This is a genomic window from Ferrithrix thermotolerans DSM 19514 (assembly GCF_900128965.1).
Classification (GTDB): Bacteria; Actinomycetota; Acidimicrobiia; order Acidimicrobiales; family Acidimicrobiaceae; genus Ferrithrix; species Ferrithrix thermotolerans.
The window spans coordinates 34571-52719 of record NZ_FQUL01000010.1; the positions used below are offsets into that span (position 1 = coordinate 34571).

The following is an 18149-nucleotide window of genomic DNA, read 5'->3' on the forward strand; positions in this document are numbered from 1 at the left end:
CTACAACACCTCCGTGGTGTTACTCACGCTGGAACGGCACGCCAGGCCGTATCGAACCTTCTTGCATCATTGATCCAAGACGATTCATTAGTCTGAGAGCAATTCCATTGACAGACACCGTACGCTATGGTAATCTTTCCCAATTGACTGACCGGTCGGTCAACTTGAGGCGCTGTGGCTTTGGAGGCGGGAAGACTTTGGAAGAGACTGTCTTTAACTACGAAAACATAGAGGTGTCCATTCAAGAGGGATACGCCGAAGTGGTGCTTTCCAGAGAGAAAAGCCTTAACTCCCTAAACACCGAGACTCACAAGGAGCTCTTGCATTGCTTAGCCACCTTGGAAGGCATGCGAGAAGGTGTCAGGGCACTAATACTTACAGGCCGAGGGCGAGCGTTCTGCGCCGGACAGGACCTCGAAGAGGTTAAGCCAGATCCAAACGGGCGACAAATCCGTGTTGGCGACCTGGTACGAAGCAACTACGTCCCCCTTATGCAAAAAGTTAAGGATCTGCAGATTCCAACGGTGTGTGCGGTAAACGGAGTTGCAGCAGGAGCTGGAGCAAGCTTGGCCCTAGCGTGCGACGTCATTATCGCTGCAAAGAGTGCACGGTTCCTACAAGCTTTTTCAAAGATCGGTCTAACTCCCGACTCGGGAGGAACGTGGCTCTTGCCCCGTCTCGTCGGTCGGGCAAGAGCCCTAGATCAGTTCTTTACAGCGGAGGCCGTCGACAGTAGTAGGGCCTTCGAACTGGGCATGGTATCAAGGGTAGTCGAAGACGAACGACTGACCGAGGAGTCCCGCACCGTAGCACGACAGCTAGCCAAAGGACCAACTATGGCTTACATTGCAACACGCCGTGCGGTAGATCTTGGTTATTCCATGAGCTTCTCGGACTCTTTAATAATGGAAAGTCTGCTTCAAGACCACTTGGGAGAGTCCTACGACTACAGAGAAGGCGTAGCAGCTTTTCTCGAGAAACGCCCTGCAAGGTTCGAAGGAAGATGATAAACACTGAGCAGATGGGGCCGTCGAGATATCAGATGGTCGCAGTCTTAGGTGCGGGAACCATGGGGCGAGGCATAGCTTTAGTTGCTGCTATGTCCGGATATCGAGTCGCTCTGTTCGACACAGACGCTAGCCAGCTACTAAATGCCAAGGCGACGGCTGTGCGATACCTTGAGAGCGAGGCGGCCAAGGGTCGTATCGACTCCGAAAGGCAAGACAAGATACTCAAGTCCATCAAGCTGTCTGAGGATCTCAACGATATCAAAGACTGTTCCTTGGTAATCGAAGCGATCGCTGAAGACCAAGCTGCAAAGTCCGAACTTTATAAAAAGGTGGAGGAAGTTGTCAGTCAAAGCGCAATCATCGCCACGAACACCTCCTCGATCTCTGTAACCAGGCTTGGACGATCTCTTCAGAAACCCGAAAGATTTCTGGGTCTTCACTTCTTCAACCCGGCTCCAAAGATGAAGCTCGTAGAGGTGGTAAGGTCTCTACTCACCTCAAATAAGGTGCTTGAAGACGCAATTAACTTTGTTCTAAGTTGCTCCAAAACCCCTGTAGTAGCACCATCGTCGCCAGGATTTATCGTAAATAGGTTGGCTAGACCTATATATTTGGAGTCACTGCTTGCTTTAGAGCTTGGCATTTCAAAGATCGAAGTACTAGATGAGCTGGCCAAAGAGTCAGCTCTATTCCCCATGGGTCCCTTTGCGCTTATGGATCTCATAGGACTCGACGTAAATCTTGCGGTGACGAAGTCCGTCTTTGAACAGACGTACTTTGACGAGAGATATAGGCCGTCACTGCTACAAGAAGAGATGGTAAACGCCTGCCTTTTCGGACGAAAAAGTGGCTCCGGGTTCTACGGCTACGGAGGGGATGAACCACAAAACGCCGTACCTCTTGAGGCGATCGAGCCCACAAAGAGTTGGTCAGTGCAAAGATCACAAAGCAGCTTGATCGATCCTTTGATAGAGCGGGTACTTACATCCAACGATACCGTCAAGCTGCAACAAAATCCCCCACGAACAAGCAAAACGTCTTTTGGTACATTCTTCAACGAGACTCTCGTCTCCGTATCAGATGGTCGATCGGCGGCCGAGATATCTATGGAGACCAATGTCCCGGGCGTGGTCGTAGTGGATCTTGCGTTTGATTACGGCACCAGTCGCTCTCTAGGAGTCTCTACATCCCCGGGCTTAGATAGACAGACCCTTGGAGAGATAGCGTACCTTTTGCAAGCCAGCGGAGTAAGACTTCATCTTCTAAAAGATCTTCCTGGGCTTTACATAACCAGGCTAGTCGTCTCACTCGTAAACGAGTTCTCTGAGTTTGTGCTACATAGAGGTTCAGACCCAGAGACCGCCAGCACTGCATACAGATTGGGACTCAATCAAAGCGTTTCAGCGCTGGAGTGGTTAGACGTCGTTGGTCCAAGGTACTTTATTGAGGTCTCCGAGAGGCTCTATTTGAGATATGGGAACTCTAGATATCGTCCTTCGCAACACTTACGTGCCTTGTTACTTAGAGAGAGTTCCGTGCGGTCGAGCGTTGGACCGACAGACAGGTCGGTTACAGGAGAGATCTCATGAGCACTAACCACCACCCCCACGCGTTCCCCTCCCCTCAAGATGTCGTCGACTACATGATGGAGAGAGACAGCCTCTCAAAGGCTTACGAGATGAAGGTAAAAATGGTGGGTCATGGCTACGCTCTGGTCGAGATGGCAGTGAAAGAGCAGATGCTCAACGGATTCGGCATCTGTCACGGTGGAGCAGTTACCGCTCTGGCGGACTCGGCGTTTGCCTTTGCCTGCAACGCCTCCAACAACCTTACGGTCGCCTCTTCGGTATCTGTTGAGTTCCTGAGTTCAGCTGTTCTCGGCGATGTGTTGATTGCGGAAGCTCATGAGAGGTCTCTAAAGAGTCGACTTGGACTCTACGAGATCCAGGTGCATAACCAGGAGAACAAACTTGTCGCAACTATGGTTGGTCGTTCATATCGATTAGAGGGCAAGATGGTAATTCCCCTAGAGAGAAAGGCTGGGTTTTAGTGGACTCAATCGTAAACGCATCGAGAAAAGAGATCGAAGAACTTCAGCTGGAAAGGGTCAGATGGACCCTGAATCACGCCTACGAAAACGTCTTACACTACAGGCAGAGGTTCGACTCACTAGGGGTACACCCATCTGACCTAAAGACTCTCAAGGACCTGTCTCGATTCCCCTTTACAGAGAAGAAAGATCTGAGAGACAACTACCCCTACCAGATGTTCGCCGTAGCAATGAAAGATGTCGTGAGGATTCACGCCTCCTCGGGAACCACGGGTAAACCCACGGTAGTAGCTTATACAAAGAGAGATGTAGACAACTGGTCTTCCCTGGTAGCAAGATCGATTGAGATAGCTGGGGGGACGGCACAAGATATAGTCCAGGTCTCATACGGATACGGTCTATTTACCGGTGGATTGGGTGCCCACTACGGCGCAGAGTCTCTCGGTTGTGCAGTGATCCCGATGTCAGGAGGTCAAACCGAGAAACAGGTAGCCATGATCATGGATCTCAAGCCATCTATAATCATGGTTACTCCTTCTTATATGCTAACGATCCTAGATGAGATGCAGAGACAGGGTATCGACACGAAGACAATCTCGTTACGGATCGGCATATTTGGCGCAGAGCCATGGGCTAGTGCAACAAAGTCAGAGATTAGGTCCCGTACCTCGATGGTCGGTGTCGATATCTATGGTCTGTCAGAGATCATGGGTCCAGGTGTCGCTAGTGAAAGCGGTTTAACGCTAGATGGACCAATTGTCTGGGAGGACCACTTCTACCCTGAGATCATAGACCCCATAACTAAAGAGGTACTGCCCGATGGAGAGGAGGGCGAGCTGGTGATCACGACTCTCACAAAAGAGGCTCTGCCTATGGTCAGGTATAGAACCCGAGATCTAACCAAGCTTTTGGAGCCAACAGCAACTTCAATGAGAAGGATAAGTCCAATACATGGACGCTCGGATGATATGTTGATCATACGAGGCGTAAACGTGTTTCCCACCCAGATCGAGGACATGATCGCCAAGGTTCCTTCACTGGCTCCACAGTATCTGCTGGTCGTTGACAAAGAAGGTTCGCTAGACACCCTAGAGGTCAAGGTTGAGATCAGGGAAAACGCAAGCGATGACGCAATGATGCGGGCAGCAAATGAGCTTGCACACCATATCAAAAGCATGATCGGGGTAACCGCCAAGGTCACCGTGGTCAACCCCTTTGAGATTGAAAGGACCTCTGTTGGCAAGGCAAAGCGTGTATTGGATAAGCGAGTTTTATAGCCGCAAGATTTAGAGGACGTAAAGGAGTCACCTATGTACACACAGTCTCTAGACACAGATCCACTCTCGAAGGAGGTCGACCCTAATGCATTGAACGAAAGAGAGGTCGAATTCAACGGTCACATCGCCGAAGGCAACTTTGTGGAACCAGCCGATTGGATGCCTGAACGTTATAGAAAGACCCTGATTCGGCAGATGAGCCAGCACGCTCACTCTGAGGTGGTCGGGATGCTACCGGAGGGTAACTGGATCCTGAGGGCTCCCACATTGAAACGTAAGGCAATATTGATAGCAAAGGTTCAGGACGAGGCAGGACACGGCCTTTATCTCTACAGCGCCACAGAGACCTTAGGGGTAGATCGGGAGAATCTATATGAGGACCTCCTTGCAGGTAGAGCAAAGTACTCGTCCATCTTTAACTATCCCACCCTCAACTGGGCAGATGTTGGAGTAATTGGATGGCTGGTAGATGGTGCTGCGATCATGAATCAGGTTCCTCTCACTCGGTGCTCATATGGACCCTACGCTCGTGCTATGGTTCGAATATGCAAGGAAGAGTCGTTTCATCAGCGACAGGGTTTCGATCTACTGCTCCAGATGATGCAGGGTACCCATGAGCAAAAAGAGATGGTGCAAGACGCAGTGAACCGATGGTGGTGGCCTTCTCTGATGATGTTTGGACCCGAGGACAAAGACTCCGTTCACTCAGATGAGTCAAAGGCGTGGGGAATTAAGCGCATCTCAAACGACGAGTTACGACAGAGTTTCGTCGATGCGACCGTACCTCAAGCGGAGCTTTTGGGGATTACCCTGCCCGATCCCGATCTCAAGTGGGACGAAAACACCGGCCACTACCGTTTTGGGAAGATCGACTGGGACGAGTTCTGGAGAGTAGTGTCTGGAGACGGTTTATGCAACCGAGACCGAATTGCCACCAAAAAAGCAGCCTGGCGAGAGGGAGCGTGGGTACGAGAGGCTGCGCAGGCATATGCGAGAAATCTATCTAACAACGGCGGTAAACATGAGCGGTAAAGACCAGGACAAGGTAGCTATGTCGGAACTCTTCGAGGTCTTTGTGCGAAGTTCAAACGGTTTGGAGCACCGTCACGTAGGTTCGCTTCACGCCTACGACGCTGAAATGGCTTTACACCACGCACGCGACGTCTATGTTCGACGCAGTGAAGGGGTAAGCATCTGGGTGGTTCCTTCGCGATGCATAACAGCGTCAGATCCAGACAGGGCTAGCTCACTCTTTGAGCCGATGTCTGACAAAGACTTCAGATACCCTACCTACTACCACCTCCCGGAGAGGGTTAAGAACCTATGAGCCCCACAGACTCAGATTCAGATCACAACAAAGAACTTCTCTGCTTTGTCCTCAGACTCGGCGACTCCACTTTGATAGCATCTCAGCGTCTCGCAGAGTGGGCAGGGATTGCGCCAACACTGGAGGAAGATATCGCATTTGCAAATGTTGCGTTGGACCTGTTGGGTCAGGCACGACACCTCCTTAGCTACGCCTCTCAGCTCGAGGGAAAGGGTCAGAGCGAAGATGATCTGGCATTTCTCAGAGATGTCAATCAGTTCTACAACTACACGATCGTTGAGATTCCAAATGGGGACTTTGCACAGACGTGTGCCAAAATGTACCTATTTACAACGTTCTTGATGTTGCTGTGGGACCATATAGCACGGGGGGCAGACCAAGAACTCAAAGCGATAGCGCAAAAAAGTATCAATGAGACCAAATACCATATCGAGCACTTTGGAGGTTGGCTCATACGGCTTGGGAACGGAACAACTTACTCCGCCGATCGACTAAAGGAGGCGTTTGAATATACCTGGCCTTATGTATCGGAGTTTTTCTCACCAGATCCTTGCATAAGTCGGCTTGCACCTACGATCGAAATCGATCTAGCAGTCGTTCAAAACCTCTGGTTAGAGGAGATCTCCCCAACCTTCTTAGCAGCAAAGCTTCCCACTATTGAGATCTCAAGGTTCATAAGCAACGGCAAGATCGGACTTCATAGCGAGCATCTCGGCCACATCCTGGCGGAGATGCAGTTTCTCCAGAGAGCCTATCCAGGGGGTCGCTGGTAGTGACGGTCACGAAGGAAGCTGTGTTAGAGCTGTTAGAGCAGGTGGATGATCCGGAGATTCCCGGTCTCTCGATAGTCGATCTTGCCATGGTACGCAACATCAACGTGAGATCAGACTCCATAGAGATCGAGATTACTCCTACTTACTCAGGGTGTCCTGCTATTGAGGCTATTGTCGAAGAGATCCAACGGGTAATCGAAGCGTACGTGGGGCGAGATAGGACTGTCAGGGTCACAAAGGTTTTATCGCCGCCTTGGACGACACAGTGGCTAAGCCACAAAGCAAGAAAAAGGCTGTCTGAACAGATGATCGTCCCGCCTCGTCCCGTCGTTATTAGTCACCCAAGGCGACGTTATTACATAGAAGACTCCCCTGACGACTCAATACCTTGTCCACACTGTAAGAGCCCAAACACTCAAGAGATCTCCCGTTTTGGCTCCACTGGCTGCAAGGCACTTTATCGTTGCGAAAGTTGCCAAGAGCCCTTTGAATACATGAAGGAGATCTGAAGGTGCGTTCACAGTTTTATCCTCTAGAGATCGAATCCCTTCACAAAATAACAAAGGACTCTATCTCTATACGGTTCAAGGTGCCAGAGTCGCTGCGTGAAAGATTTGCATACTTAGCCGGCCAGCATATAAATCTTCGGGTTTTCATCTCCGGGGAGGAGCTCCGACGTAGCTACTCTCTTCATCGGGCTCCTCACGAGAATTCATTGGAGATCGCCATCAAGAAGGTACCTGGAGGCAAGGTGTCTGGCTGGATCTTTGACTCATTAGAGCCAGGAATGACCGTAGATGTGATGACTCCGGAAGGCGAACTTTATCTCAAAGATGCAACCTCCACTAAGTCGGTTCTAGCGCTTGCGTCCGGGAGCGGCATAACGCCTATTCTCTCGATTGTAAAGTCATACCTCTGGCAGATCTCGCACGGCAAAGTGGCATTGATCTACGGAAATAGGGACTTGATGAGTATGATGTTTCGCGAGGAGATCTTGGGACTCAAAAACCGCTACATAGACCGCTTTAGCTTTTTACCAGTCTTTTCAAGGCAGCGAACCGACACCGAGATAATGCAGGGAAGAATCGACGGGCAGAGGTTGAAAGACATAGAGGCCCTCTATGGCACCTTGTCTCAGTTCGACGCAGTACTTCTATGTGGTCCATTTGACATGATAGAAAGTCTCACTTTGGAGCTTATCTCGTTAGGGGTAGACAGAGGAAAGATCTACTACGAGCGCTTTGGTACGCCTCAGGATTCAAGGCACGCTGACCACACAACGACAACACAGGTGGAAGTCAAAGGCTCATCTGTAGGTGTCACCCTAGACGGTTTGGAACATACCTTGGAGTTCGATCCAGGCAGCTCATCCATCTTGGATGTTGGTATTGCTTATGGTTTGGATCTACCCTACTCCTGCAAGAACGGTGTGTGCTCAACCTGCAAAGCAAAGGTCTATGAAGGAAAAGTGGTTATGAAACAGAATTACGCCCTGACTGAGGAGGAGATACACAAGGGCTTCGTACTTACCTGTCAGTCGGTTCCAGTCACAGAGAAAGTCGTCCTGTCCTATGACGTCCGCCAGTAAAGACACAGGCTCGGAGCAATCGACAAAGGTTAGAACCCGGATAAGGAACACCGCCGCAGACCTCTTTGCCCGCCATAGCTACCCCACTACGTCGATGACGGAGATCGCGCGAGTCTCGGGAGTATCGAAGTCCCTCATCTACCACTACTACCAGGACAAAGCAGCGCTACTTTACGATATCTCCAACAGCCACGTGCAGAGCCTTTTACGCCTGGTGAAGGAGTCTGAACAGATGTCTTTTTCTGAACCCCTAAAGGAGTTACAGTACCTAATTACTCGCTTTATGAAGGAGTACGAAACTGCGTCGAACTACCATACGGTACTCGTTCAAGACCTCAAGTTTCTACCAACAAGCCAAGGTGAAGTGGTTCTAAGAGCTCAGAGGAGGATTGTGGATCACTTCACAAAGGTAGTTCTGGCGACCAACTGTGACCTAGTAGCCAACGACAAGGTCGTCGCACGCACGCTCACCATGCTTCTCTTTGGCATGATGAACTGGACCTTTACTTGGCTTGACCCCAACGGAACCTTCAGCTTTGCGCAGGTCGGTGAGATAGTTGAGAGAGTCTTCTTATCAGCGATAACTACAGCTCCAGGTCTGAAGGTTATCCAAGAAGAGAGATATTGACAGAGCTAAGGTCACAATTGTTAGCTACAGATATAGTCAAGGAGTACTACCATGAGCAAAGCATACATATACGATGGGGTTCGAAGTCCTTTCGGGCGCTACGGAGGATCTCTTGCGCATGTAAGATCGGACGATCTAGCCTCGCAAGTAATCTCAGCGCTTGTAAAACGCAACCCTGAAGTCCGCTGGAGTGAGATCGATGACGTGTACTTTGGGTGCGCAAACCAGGCTGGAGAGGACAACCGAAACGTAGCACGCATGGCGGCATTGTTGGCTGGGCTTCCGGTCACGGTGCCCGCTGTAACCTATAACAGGCTCTGCGCATCCTCTCTAGATGCCGTAGGTTCAGCGTCGAGGGCGATAAGATCGGGGGATCTATCTTCCGTCGTGGTAGGAGGCGTTGAAAGTATGTCTCGAGCACCTTTTGTAATGCCCAAAGCCGATGCAGCGTTCTCGCGAACAAACAGAGTCGAGGACACAACTATCGGTTGGCGCTTTATCAATCCAAGGTTTCAGGAGTTATACGGAACCGACTCTATGCCTGAGACAGCAGAGAACGTCGCCAAAGAGTACCATATCGCACGAAGAGATCAAGATGAGTTCGCACTAAGATCCCAACTTCGATACAAAGCTGCCAAGGAACGGGGGTTCTACAAAGATGAAATAACCCCAATTGAAGTAGCTCTTCGCTCCAAGGAACCAATATTAGTTGTCGATGACGAGCACCCAAGGGACACCTCCATGGAGATGCTCGGCAGACTAAAGGGCGTGGTACAAAGAGAGGGAACAGTAACAGCTGGAAACTCCTCTGGGATAAACGACGGGTCGGTTGCTATGCTGATCGGTTCCGATAGCTTCGGCAAGCGCAACGGTCTTGTGCCTATGGCAGAGGTTGTTTCGATGACTACCTACGGAGTAGATCCAAAAATAATGGGGATCGGCCCGGTTGGCGCTGTAAGGAAGATACTTTCACTTACCGGCGTCGATCTCTCCGAGATCGACGTTATCGAGTTGAACGAGGCGTTCGCGGCGCAGGCGGTAGCCGTGCTTAGAGAGTTGGGAGTCTCCGAAGACTCGGATCGGGTGAATCCAAATGGAGGTGCAATCGCCATCGGACACCCTCTTGGAGCTTCAGGAGCTCGAATAGTTCTGACAGCGGCAAGGCAGCTACAAGAGATGGAGGGTCACTACGCGTTGTGCACGATGTGTGTCGGTGTGGGCCAAGGCGTGGCAGTCCTCCTTTCAAGACCATAGAACGTAGTAGTTGTAGGGCACTGAAGTCTAACACGCTGCCACGGTGGTTTCTTAGGTAGTAGCTTTCGTACAAACTGAGTTATGGAACGTCTTTTTAGATTCATGACTTGGTGCACTGGTCACCCGGTAAGCTAGTGATCTTTACTCGTCTTGATAAAGGGTCAACGCTAGATCTGTAAACTTCAAGATAAAACCCTCAAGTGGGAGCGCTTACCCTTTACTTGGACCTTAGAAGCGCTACCAGCGAGGGCGAGTTGTGGCCGTGATCAGCCACATCCGACACCTTTTTGAGTTCCAAAATCTCAAATTCCGAAAAAGACTGCTCTATCTCGGACTCCGTTAGCAATCGGTCGGGATCAGGGGGGCCGACGTGACCGAGTGAGTCAATATGGTGCCCGATTATAAATATATACCCACCTTGACTCACCGCCTTTTTCAAAGACTTATACAGCTGGTAACGCTCGTTGCTCGAAGGGTGGATATTGGCAAGTACAACCAGGTCGAACTCCCCGGACTCGCCAAGAAAGAGGTTCAGGTCTGTACAGACCACTGTGATATCAAGTCCTCTATCTTTCGCAGCGTTTGACAACCGAGAAAGAGCTACGTCGGAGATATCGACCGCAGTCACACTCCAACCACTCTCAGCTAGAAAGACTGAGTTTCGCCCCTCGCCACAACCTAGATCGAGTGCCCGACCCGGCTTCAGATCCTTGGTCAGCTCCACCAGCGACGGATCAGGGTCGTGGATCCAGAGATGCTCCGACTCTGCATAACGTCGATTCCACTGATCCCTAAGCGTCTCCGAAGTCTCCTCCATCGCCACACCTCCCTAAATCTGCACTCTAACCCTTTTATCTTTATCTTACATAACTGTTGGGGTGGACAAGTAGATTTTTCTCTACTAACTACCAAGGGTCCTCAAGCCGATAGGTTATCATGCACAAGACATACAACACTTTGAGTCTTCTCTCCCCTCCACCTAGAAAGTCTCTCAGCTGAAAAAATACTAAGTGTGGTATATTACTCGCATAGGTAAAGGAAGGTGAACTATGACAGAGATAAAAGGTCTGAAGGTGCTCGCAACCCTTTCGCTTGGAATCGTCATGGCTAGCTGTGGATCGGCGAAGAAGGCAACCACGACTACAACGGCCCAAAGATCACCCTCAAAGTCTAATAGCTCAGCGACTTCATCGACCACCTCTACAACTGCTACTACAGACTCATCGACCACCTCTACAACGACCTCCTCAACGACCACCACGGCTATAACATACAAAGCTGGTGCGGCCTGTGCCCCGGATCAGCTCGCAGTAAGCGAAGGGCCAGGCGGGGTGGGACTCGGGTCTGAAACGCTCTCGTTTACCTTCAAGAACACGTCGTCGGTGGAGTGCTACCTGGAGGGCTACCCCGGTCTACAGATGCTCAACGCACAAGGATCGACCATCTCCACCCAGGTCCACTGGGGGTCATCTGTCTCTGTCCCACCTGAGCCGGTCACCAAGGTGGCGGTCTCTCCGGGCGGGTCAGCTTACTTCCTCATCGGCTTTGCACTCGGAACCGGTTACGGATCGGAACAGTGTCCGACAGCAAACTTCCTGGATATAACGCCACCAAACGATCAGGGGTACCTAAAGGTGCCAGCGACAATTACCCCCTTTGGAGGAACGGTTCAGAACCTTCAATGCGGTCAGATTACAGCCTCTCCTGTTCTTTCCTCACTGCCACAGGGTATCTAAGAGAAGATCAAGCACTAGATGGCATCGTTCGTGATCAGGGAAGGACTAGGGCTCAACCTTCGACACCTCGCAAGGCCGCTAACCCAAGATAGACCTTACCTGCAGCCACGACTGTAGATAGTCTTTCAAATTCGTATAGTTTGAGTTAGTGAACATGGATAAAGTTGATCAGCTTTTACGGGTGAGTCTGTACAGATCTCTGTCTTTCGAAAACAGGTCAAAAGAGGTCGGCTACCACGATACCTTTCACAAATTGGAGATAACAGATTGAGCGCTTTAGACCTAAGACGACTAAGAGGTGACATAGAGCGCTGGCTCGATGAAGACATCGGATACGGAGACATCACAACCAAGTTAACCGTCTCTGACGATGCGGAGGGTCGAGCATCTTTTGTAGCTAAAGAAAGCGGCGTTCTATGTGGTACGGAGGTCGTCTTCGAGGTATTTGCGGCCGTAGATGACCAGCTGGACTGTAGTTTTGTAGCGAAAGACGGCGAACAACTCTCACCGGGTATGGTGTTTGGTTCAGTGGCTGGGAGGCTTGCAACCATATTGACCGCTGAGCGTTTAGCACTCAATCTCTTACGACACCTCTCGGGAGTCTCAACCGCCACTAAGGCCTACGTCGACGCCTTGGATCCAAAGTCCAAGACCAAGATCCTAGATACCAGAAAGACGACTCCAGGTCTTAGGTATTTAGAGAAGTACGCAGTACGCACTGGCGGTGGTTATAATCACCGCCAGGGTCTTTACGACGCCATCTTGATAAAAGATAACCATATCTCAGCAGCAGGCGGCGTAGGCGAAGCACTATCGAAGGCAAGGTCGTCCGCACCCCACTTGATGCGGACTGAGATAGAGGTGGAGAACCTTGAACAACTCAGCGAAGCACTAAGTGCCGGAGCAGATACGGTCCTCTTGGACAACATGAGTGATGAGCAGATTGAAAAAGCCATAGCAACTATCGACGGCAGAGCGATCGTGGAGGTTAGTGGCAACGTTTCAAAGGATCGAGTACACCTACTGTCGAAACTTGGTGTAGACCTTATCTCCGTTGGAGCGATAACCCACTCCGTCAGGGCTCTTGATATCTCGTTGGATATAAGTTATGTCGATCGGTCTAGGTCTCTCGGCAGACTCGGACTATAAAGATTTACGAACGGAGAAACTCGATGGATGAAACAGCACTCCTAGCAGCCGAGATAGCAGAACTGAAGAAACATAGAAACGCGGTAGTCCTGGCTCACTCCTACCAGGTCGGCGATGTTCAAGACATTGCAGACTTCGTCGGGGACTCCCTGGGTCTTTCCCGAGAGGCAGCTGCCACGGACGCCGATGTAATAGTCTTTGCAGGAGTAAACTTCATGGCAGAGACAGCGGCCATCTTGAATCCTACAAAGACCGTACTCATACCAGATCCAAAAGCCGGTTGCTCCCTGTCCGATACCGTCTCTGCTAGGGACGTACTTAGATGGCGATCGGAGCACCCCAACGGCCTCGTCGTCTCTTACGTCAATACGACAGCCGAGGTCAAGGCACTCTCAGATATCTGCGTCACTAGCGCAAACGCTGTAAAGGTCGTTGAGTCGCTAGATAGGGATCGTGACCTACTGTTTCTTCCGGATATGTTCTTAGGTGAGTACGTAAAGCAACAAACCGGAAGAGAAATGGACATCTGGCTCGGAGAGTGTCACGTACACGCAGGGATCGGAGAGCAAGAACTCTCGGACAGAATATCCTCCTTTCCCGATGCTGAGTTCCTCATACACCCAGAGTGCGGCTGCGGTTCGAGCTGCCTGTATCTAAAACCTGACGCAAAGATATTTTCCACCGAAGGCATGGTGAACTACGCACAGAGTTCTTCCAAGAAGGAGTTTGTGGTCGCAACGGAGGTTGGGATAATACACCGTCTCAACAAAAAAACGTATGGCAAACGCTTCATTCCGGTAAAGGAGTCTGCGGTCTGTCAATACATGAAGATGAACACGCTAGAGAAGATCAGAGACTCACTCAGATCCAACACCCACGTAGTAAGAGTTGACGATGATATAGCAGCTAAGGCTAGACGGGCGATCGATGCTATGCTGGCGGTCGTCTAAGCATGAGACCAGCGATAACCGGCCTAGAGAACACAGTTCGCTGCGACGTCCTTGTGATTGGCAGCGGTATAGCAGGCACCTACGCCGCTACGGTGGCAGCGGAGTCCGGAGCTGACGTGGTAATGCTTACAAAGACGAAGCTGATGTCCGGCTCAACGAGATGGGCCCAAGGTGGAATAGCCTTTCCTTTGGATGAACATGACGTAGCTTCCCACACAAACGATACCGTGGTCGCTGGACGCGGTTTGACTGACCGCCATACAGCAGAGTCGCTCATAGAAGAGTCACTTCACCACCTTGAAAGACTAAAGGAGAAAGGGGTTATCTTCGACACCGAACTCGGACTTGAAGGAGGACACTCACGCGCCCGAGTAAAACACGTTGGAGGGGACCGCACCGGTTACTTTGTGCTAGACATGCTGCAAAAGTCCATGCCAGAAAGAGTCCTCGTATATGAGGACACCGTAGCGTATCACCTAATAGGTTATAACGCTTCGATCTTTGGCGCACTAGCATTTAGCAGCGTTGATCCACGTGTGAGGATGAAGGTACTAGCTTCAGCTACAATCATAGCCACAGGTGGATCCGGCCAACTCTTTGAAGTTACCACCAATCCAGCGGAGTCCACCGGTGACGGTTTTGCCTTGGCGTATCGCGCTGGTGCCGTACTTAGAGACATGGAACTTATTCAATTTCACCCTACCGCTTTGAAAGACGGCACATTGATTTCGGAGGCGTGTCGGGGTGAAGGAGCTCTCCTTTACAACTCCAACGGCGAGCGCTTTATGGAAAGATACGATCCAGCGATGGAGCTTGCTCCAAGAGACGTCGTAGCTCAAGCAATAAGCGACCAGATACGACAGGGGTACTCTGTTTACCTCGATCTCTCCCCCATCTCTGGCTTTGAGGACAAGTTCCCATTTATCGCAGATAGATTGAAGTCACTGGGACTTATAAACGATCTAGGCCGTGTACCAATAGCACCCGCCGCCCACTACTTCATGGGTGGCATAGCTAGCTCCCCTAATGGAGAGACGACGCTCAAAAACCTATTCTGCGCAGGCGAGGTGGCGTCAACTGCATTTCATGGAGCGAACCGTCTCGCATCAAACTCACTCTTGGAGGGTCTGGTAACCGGTTCAAGGGCGGCTCTTAGTGCCCTCGCTACAAGCAAACTGCCCGTCATATCTCAAGAAGATAAGTCCGATCTGGCAACTGTGGTTGAACCGGCCTCAGCCATCTCAGAGATCAAGTCTCTGTCACAAAGACACCTAAGCTATCAAAGAGAGGAGGAAGGCATCACATCGGCACTGAGAAAGTTCGATAACTTTACGACCTCTACGTCTCGACCTTTGACCCGCCAAAGCATTGAGGCCACAAACCTCTTGGATGTCGCAAGGGTAGTGGCCATCGGAGCCCTGAAGAGGCGAGAGTCGAGAGGTGGACACTTTCGTTCCGACTTTCCTCACCCCTCTAACTCCCCCTACCATATATTGCAGTCGATTAACTCAGATCCTATATCGACACCTCTCGACGGAGCCCAGCCGCTCTGAGCTATGTAGGAAGCCAGCATCTTTTACAGGGTGTCAAGAAAGTGGACGTAAAGATCAACACTATAGAGGTGAAAGAGCCGAGCAACTATGACTCTCGTGGCGCCGGAGAGCGAAGGGCCATCCCACCGGAGATACCTTCATTAGGGTCTTGGTCTGGTGTGCATAGCGACTTCAAGTACATTTCGATCAACCTTGATTCTCTGGGAACGAAAATACTCACCGAGTGCCTTCGCCTGAGCATCTAGGCGAAGGGTAGAACCCACGCCCTCATCTAGGAGTCCTCGAACCACAAAGTTTAGAGCTCTGAGATTTGCAAGTCGATAGCGCTCCACATGGAGTTCCCGCAACTCTGGCATAATCCGCTGAAGAAACTCAACGCTAAGCAGTTCAACGAGATATAGGTAGACAGAGTCGTCCCAAGTCCAAACGCCAAGGTTTGCGTCTCCACCTTTATCTCCTGAACGTGCGCCACACAGCTGAGCAAGCTCAGCATCTACCAATGTCTTGCCCCAATTGCGTTGAGGTGTTTGCTCAGTTTCAGTGTCTCTAGGATCACAATCTCCAGCATCCTCACGGTCCCAAGAATTGGTTGTTGACGAAGACTCTGTGACGTCTCGCTCTCTTTGAACAGATCTGAAGTTACACGTGAAATCTGATATGTATATCTTGGGATCTACGTCATCTTTTGACATGGCCAGGGGAACGAAGATGGAGAACTCCGTAGCGTCTCGAGGAGGATTTAGAAGATAAAATCCGGGATAACTCGACAGTGCAAGTTCCACTGCAGCATTAGAGAAACTTCTACCCACCTTCGCCTTCTCGGTGTCCTTAGCTGCGATTCGAAGCAGCGATGTCACTGACTCTTGGTCTTCTCCTTGAGACGACGTAGGTCCTATAAGCTGAAACGTCAACTCCGTTGGAGTTTTTTCACCGAGCGCAGTTCTCATATCAGCTTCAACTCTTTGTGCCTTTTTCTTCTGATCAGTACCTGTGAGCGCAAAGATTAACTGATTCCGATAGCCACCTGAAAGGTTAAGAGCAACCTTATAAGTATCAGGCGGGGCTGAACCCTTGACCCCGCTTACAGCGACAACGTCTTTCATAAGCTGAGACAGCACGATCGAGTCGAAGTGAGCCGTGACATCAGGATTTAGGTATTTGGGAGACTCTATCTCGTAGAGAAGCTGTTCCGTTACCGTTCCGATAGATACCTCACCACCGGTGCCAGATACCTTAGTAACGGTAGACGAACCGTCTGAATAGATATCCACAATCGGGAACCCTGGGAGCTTTCCTAAAGACTCGGTCCCCAAAGAGTAGTTTCCTCCGCAACATTGCGGACCACATTCAACTATGTGACCGGCTACAACTGCACCGGCGAGCTGGTCAAAGTCGGTTCGACTCCATCTAAAGTGGTGCACCGCAGGCCCTACAACCAACGAGGCGTCGGTGACTCTGGGGCAGATCACTATGTCGGACCCGTTATCTAGTGCCTGGGCTATCTCAAAGGCTCCTAGGTACGCGTTTGCGGAGGCGACTTCTTCCATCGTGATAGACAAATTGGATTTGTATCGCTGCAACACGGAAAACTCTTGAATAGCCTTCGATGCATTTACGCTATCTATTACGTTGTCGCCATCTATGTAGGCGACTGCTAGATCCAATCCTCGACGGCTGAGCAGTTCACAAACCTCATGAGCCAAAGCCTTCGGATTGAGTCCGCCTGCGTTCGTAACTACCTTCACTCCTTTTTCAGCTACTTCATCTATGCATCCTTTCAACTGATGCAAAAAGGTGGGAACGTACCCCTTAGAAGGATCTTCACGCATCTGTCTTGCAAGTATAAACATTGTAAGCTCTGCTAGATAGTCACCGGTAATAAAGTCGACGTCATCCTTAGAGCTGAAGATCTCTGACATGGCGCCATAGCGGTCTCCATAGAAACCTGATACGTTAGCCACCCGGAGCGCCTTCTGCTTTTTTGGTCCTACGTCCTTCAATCTCTTGATCTCCTCTCCCCGGGCGGACCTGCAAAGCACTGCGCATTTGACATCCACATATGAGCTATTGGTCCATTGACCTCAAGAGCGGTAGCTTCGTAGTGCGCGCGCTGGGTCACAACTAGGGCAAAGTCACGTGCTGGACCTAAGACTCGGTTTGCAGAGTCTCTTAGTCCAAAGGCCAACCTCTCACCCCACGGAAAACCTAGCTCCACATAGACAGTCTCATCAGGCACCTCGAGGTTAGAGGCAACAAAGCTGTACCTGAAAGTTCTCACTCCAAGGTCACAGACGTCTTTCAAAGAGTAGGTCTCGGGGAGAAAAACTCCTAGAGCAACTCCGATATCGTATCCATGAGCCCAGGTCTCCATAGTTCTCGCAGCGATAAGCGACAGCGGGGACAGAGCCGGTCCATACCACTGAATACGACTCGGCAGTCCCCTTAAAGAGGCAGCGGTTATGAAGCCAAGACGCTTCTCGTGGAACCAAGATATCGCATCATCACCACTTAGGTGGCTATAGTTGTTTCGTACATACTCTGTAAGGGCAAGCGGGTCCCGACCGATAGATTCAAGGTGTTTAAAAAACTCAAACTTTGAGGTGAGAGACAACGGGGCTGCTTCGTCAAAGTATGCAAGATGGGTGATCTGATCCTTTATGGTCCACGGATGCGCATCGGTTATAAGGTCGAAGGATCTCCTGTCTCCTACTTCCTTCAGTAAATCATTGAAACGTTCAGACTCCAGTTGCAGCCGTTCGATAAAAGGCACGAGATCGGGCATCGATCAATCTTACATTCGCGCCAGCAAAGATAAAGGACACCTCCTTGAACCATCCGTATCGATAAATCTTTA

General features: G+C 50.6%; 18 protein-coding genes. 15 read left to right on the forward strand and 3 right to left on the reverse strand.

What is annotated here, in order from left to right:
* Window positions 1-143 precede the first annotated feature (143 nt).
* The 11 genes from BUA24_RS04845 to pcaF are packed head-to-tail and all read left to right on the forward strand — an operon-like array spanning window position 144 to window position 9907.
* Entirely contained in the window at window positions 144-1007 is an 864-nt protein-coding gene (locus BUA24_RS04845) for an enoyl-CoA hydratase-related protein (protein ID WP_178138708.1), read from the forward strand.
* A complete protein-coding gene (locus tag BUA24_RS04850; protein ID WP_072789379.1) occupies window positions 1004-2599 on the forward strand; it encodes a 3-hydroxyacyl-CoA dehydrogenase NAD-binding domain-containing protein in 1596 nt (531 codons plus the stop codon). Before BUA24_RS04845 ends, BUA24_RS04850 begins: the two co-directional genes overlap by 4 nt.
* Window positions 2596-3060 carry a hydroxyphenylacetyl-CoA thioesterase PaaI gene (gene paaI / locus BUA24_RS04855; protein ID WP_072789382.1) on the forward strand — a complete coding sequence of 155 codons (465 nt, stop codon included), beginning with the start codon at window positions 2596-2598 and terminating at the stop codon, window positions 3058-3060. Before BUA24_RS04850 ends, paaI begins: the two co-directional genes overlap by 4 nt.
* Window positions 3060-4337 carry a phenylacetate--CoA ligase PaaK gene (gene paaK, locus BUA24_RS04860; protein WP_072789386.1) on the forward strand — a complete coding sequence of 426 codons (1278 nt, stop codon included), beginning with the start codon at window positions 3060-3062 and terminating at the stop codon, window positions 4335-4337. Before paaI ends, paaK begins: the two co-directional genes overlap by 1 nt.
* A gap of 33 nt (window positions 4338-4370) precedes the next feature.
* The gene (gene paaA, locus BUA24_RS04865; protein ID WP_072789389.1) at window positions 4371-5369 is read left to right on the forward strand and encodes a 1,2-phenylacetyl-CoA epoxidase subunit PaaA; all 999 of its coding nucleotides are present in this window, start codon (window positions 4371-4373) and stop codon (window positions 5367-5369) included.
* Window positions 5359-5664: a 1,2-phenylacetyl-CoA epoxidase subunit PaaB gene (paaB, locus tag BUA24_RS04870; protein ID WP_419187296.1), complete on the forward strand. Its 306-nt coding sequence runs from the start codon at window positions 5359-5361 to the stop codon at window positions 5662-5664. The genes paaA and paaB overlap by 11 nt, the downstream gene beginning before the upstream one ends.
* On the forward strand, window positions 5661-6437 hold the full coding sequence (paaC, locus tag BUA24_RS04875; RefSeq protein WP_072789391.1) for a 1,2-phenylacetyl-CoA epoxidase subunit PaaC: 777 nt from the start codon (window positions 5661-5663) through the stop codon (window positions 6435-6437). Before paaB ends, paaC begins: the two co-directional genes overlap by 4 nt.
* Complete coding sequence (paaD, locus tag BUA24_RS04880) at window positions 6437-6946, forward strand: 1,2-phenylacetyl-CoA epoxidase subunit PaaD (RefSeq protein WP_178138709.1); 510 nt, start codon at window positions 6437-6439, stop codon at window positions 6944-6946. The genes paaC and paaD overlap by 1 nt, the downstream gene beginning before the upstream one ends.
* Before the next feature lie 2 nt (window positions 6947-6948).
* A complete protein-coding gene (locus BUA24_RS04885; RefSeq protein ID WP_072789396.1) occupies window positions 6949-8025 on the forward strand; it encodes a 2Fe-2S iron-sulfur cluster-binding protein in 1077 nt (358 codons plus the stop codon).
* Window positions 8009-8653: a TetR/AcrR family transcriptional regulator gene (locus BUA24_RS04890; RefSeq protein ID WP_084660210.1), complete on the forward strand. Its 645-nt coding sequence runs from the start codon at window positions 8009-8011 to the stop codon at window positions 8651-8653. Before BUA24_RS04885 ends, BUA24_RS04890 begins: the two co-directional genes overlap by 17 nt.
* A 51-nt stretch (window positions 8654-8704) precedes the next feature.
* Entirely contained in the window at window positions 8705-9907 is a 1203-nt protein-coding gene (pcaF, locus tag BUA24_RS04895) for a 3-oxoadipyl-CoA thiolase (protein ID WP_072789399.1), read from the forward strand.
* Between the two features lie 217 nt (window positions 9908-10124).
* Here the strand turns inward: pcaF and BUA24_RS04900 are convergent, their stop codons facing one another.
* Complete coding sequence (locus BUA24_RS04900) at window positions 10125-10724, reverse strand: class I SAM-dependent methyltransferase (protein ID WP_072789402.1); 600 nt, start codon at window positions 10722-10724, stop codon at window positions 10125-10127.
* Window positions 10725-10956: 232 nt separating this feature from the next.
* Here BUA24_RS04900 and BUA24_RS04905 point away from each other — a divergent pair, with 232 nt between their 5' ends.
* The 4 genes from BUA24_RS04905 to BUA24_RS04920 all read left to right on the forward strand — a co-directional run bounded on the left by BUA24_RS04905 (window position 10957) and on the right by BUA24_RS04920 (window position 15295).
* On the forward strand, window positions 10957-11643 hold the full coding sequence (locus BUA24_RS04905) for a DUF4232 domain-containing protein (protein WP_072789405.1): 687 nt from the start codon (window positions 10957-10959) through the stop codon (window positions 11641-11643).
* 267 nt (window positions 11644-11910) lie between these two features.
* A complete protein-coding gene (nadC, locus tag BUA24_RS04910) occupies window positions 11911-12792 on the forward strand; it encodes a carboxylating nicotinate-nucleotide diphosphorylase (protein WP_072789408.1) in 882 nt (293 codons plus the stop codon).
* Between the two features lie 2 nt (window positions 12793-12794).
* Window positions 12795-13742 (forward strand): quinolinate synthase NadA, encoded by a 948-nt coding sequence (gene nadA / locus BUA24_RS04915; protein WP_272867286.1) that lies wholly within the window; start codon window positions 12795-12797, stop codon window positions 13740-13742.
* A 2-nt stretch (window positions 13743-13744) separates the two neighbouring features.
* The gene (locus BUA24_RS04920) at window positions 13745-15295 is read left to right on the forward strand and encodes an L-aspartate oxidase (RefSeq protein WP_072789414.1); all 1551 of its coding nucleotides are present in this window, start codon (window positions 13745-13747) and stop codon (window positions 15293-15295) included.
* 140 nt (window positions 15296-15435) lie between these two features.
* Here BUA24_RS04920 and BUA24_RS04925 read toward each other — a convergent pair whose 3' ends face one another.
* The gene (locus tag BUA24_RS04925) at window positions 15436-17295 is read right to left on the reverse strand and encodes an acyclic terpene utilization AtuA family protein (protein WP_072789416.1); all 1860 of its coding nucleotides are present in this window, start codon (window positions 17293-17295) and stop codon (window positions 15436-15438) included.
* Window positions 17292-18077: a maleylpyruvate isomerase family mycothiol-dependent enzyme gene (locus BUA24_RS04930; protein ID WP_072789419.1), complete on the reverse strand. Its 786-nt coding sequence runs from the start codon at window positions 18075-18077 to the stop codon at window positions 17292-17294. The genes BUA24_RS04925 and BUA24_RS04930 overlap by 4 nt, the downstream gene beginning before the upstream one ends.
* Window positions 18078-18149: the final 72 nt, after the last annotated feature.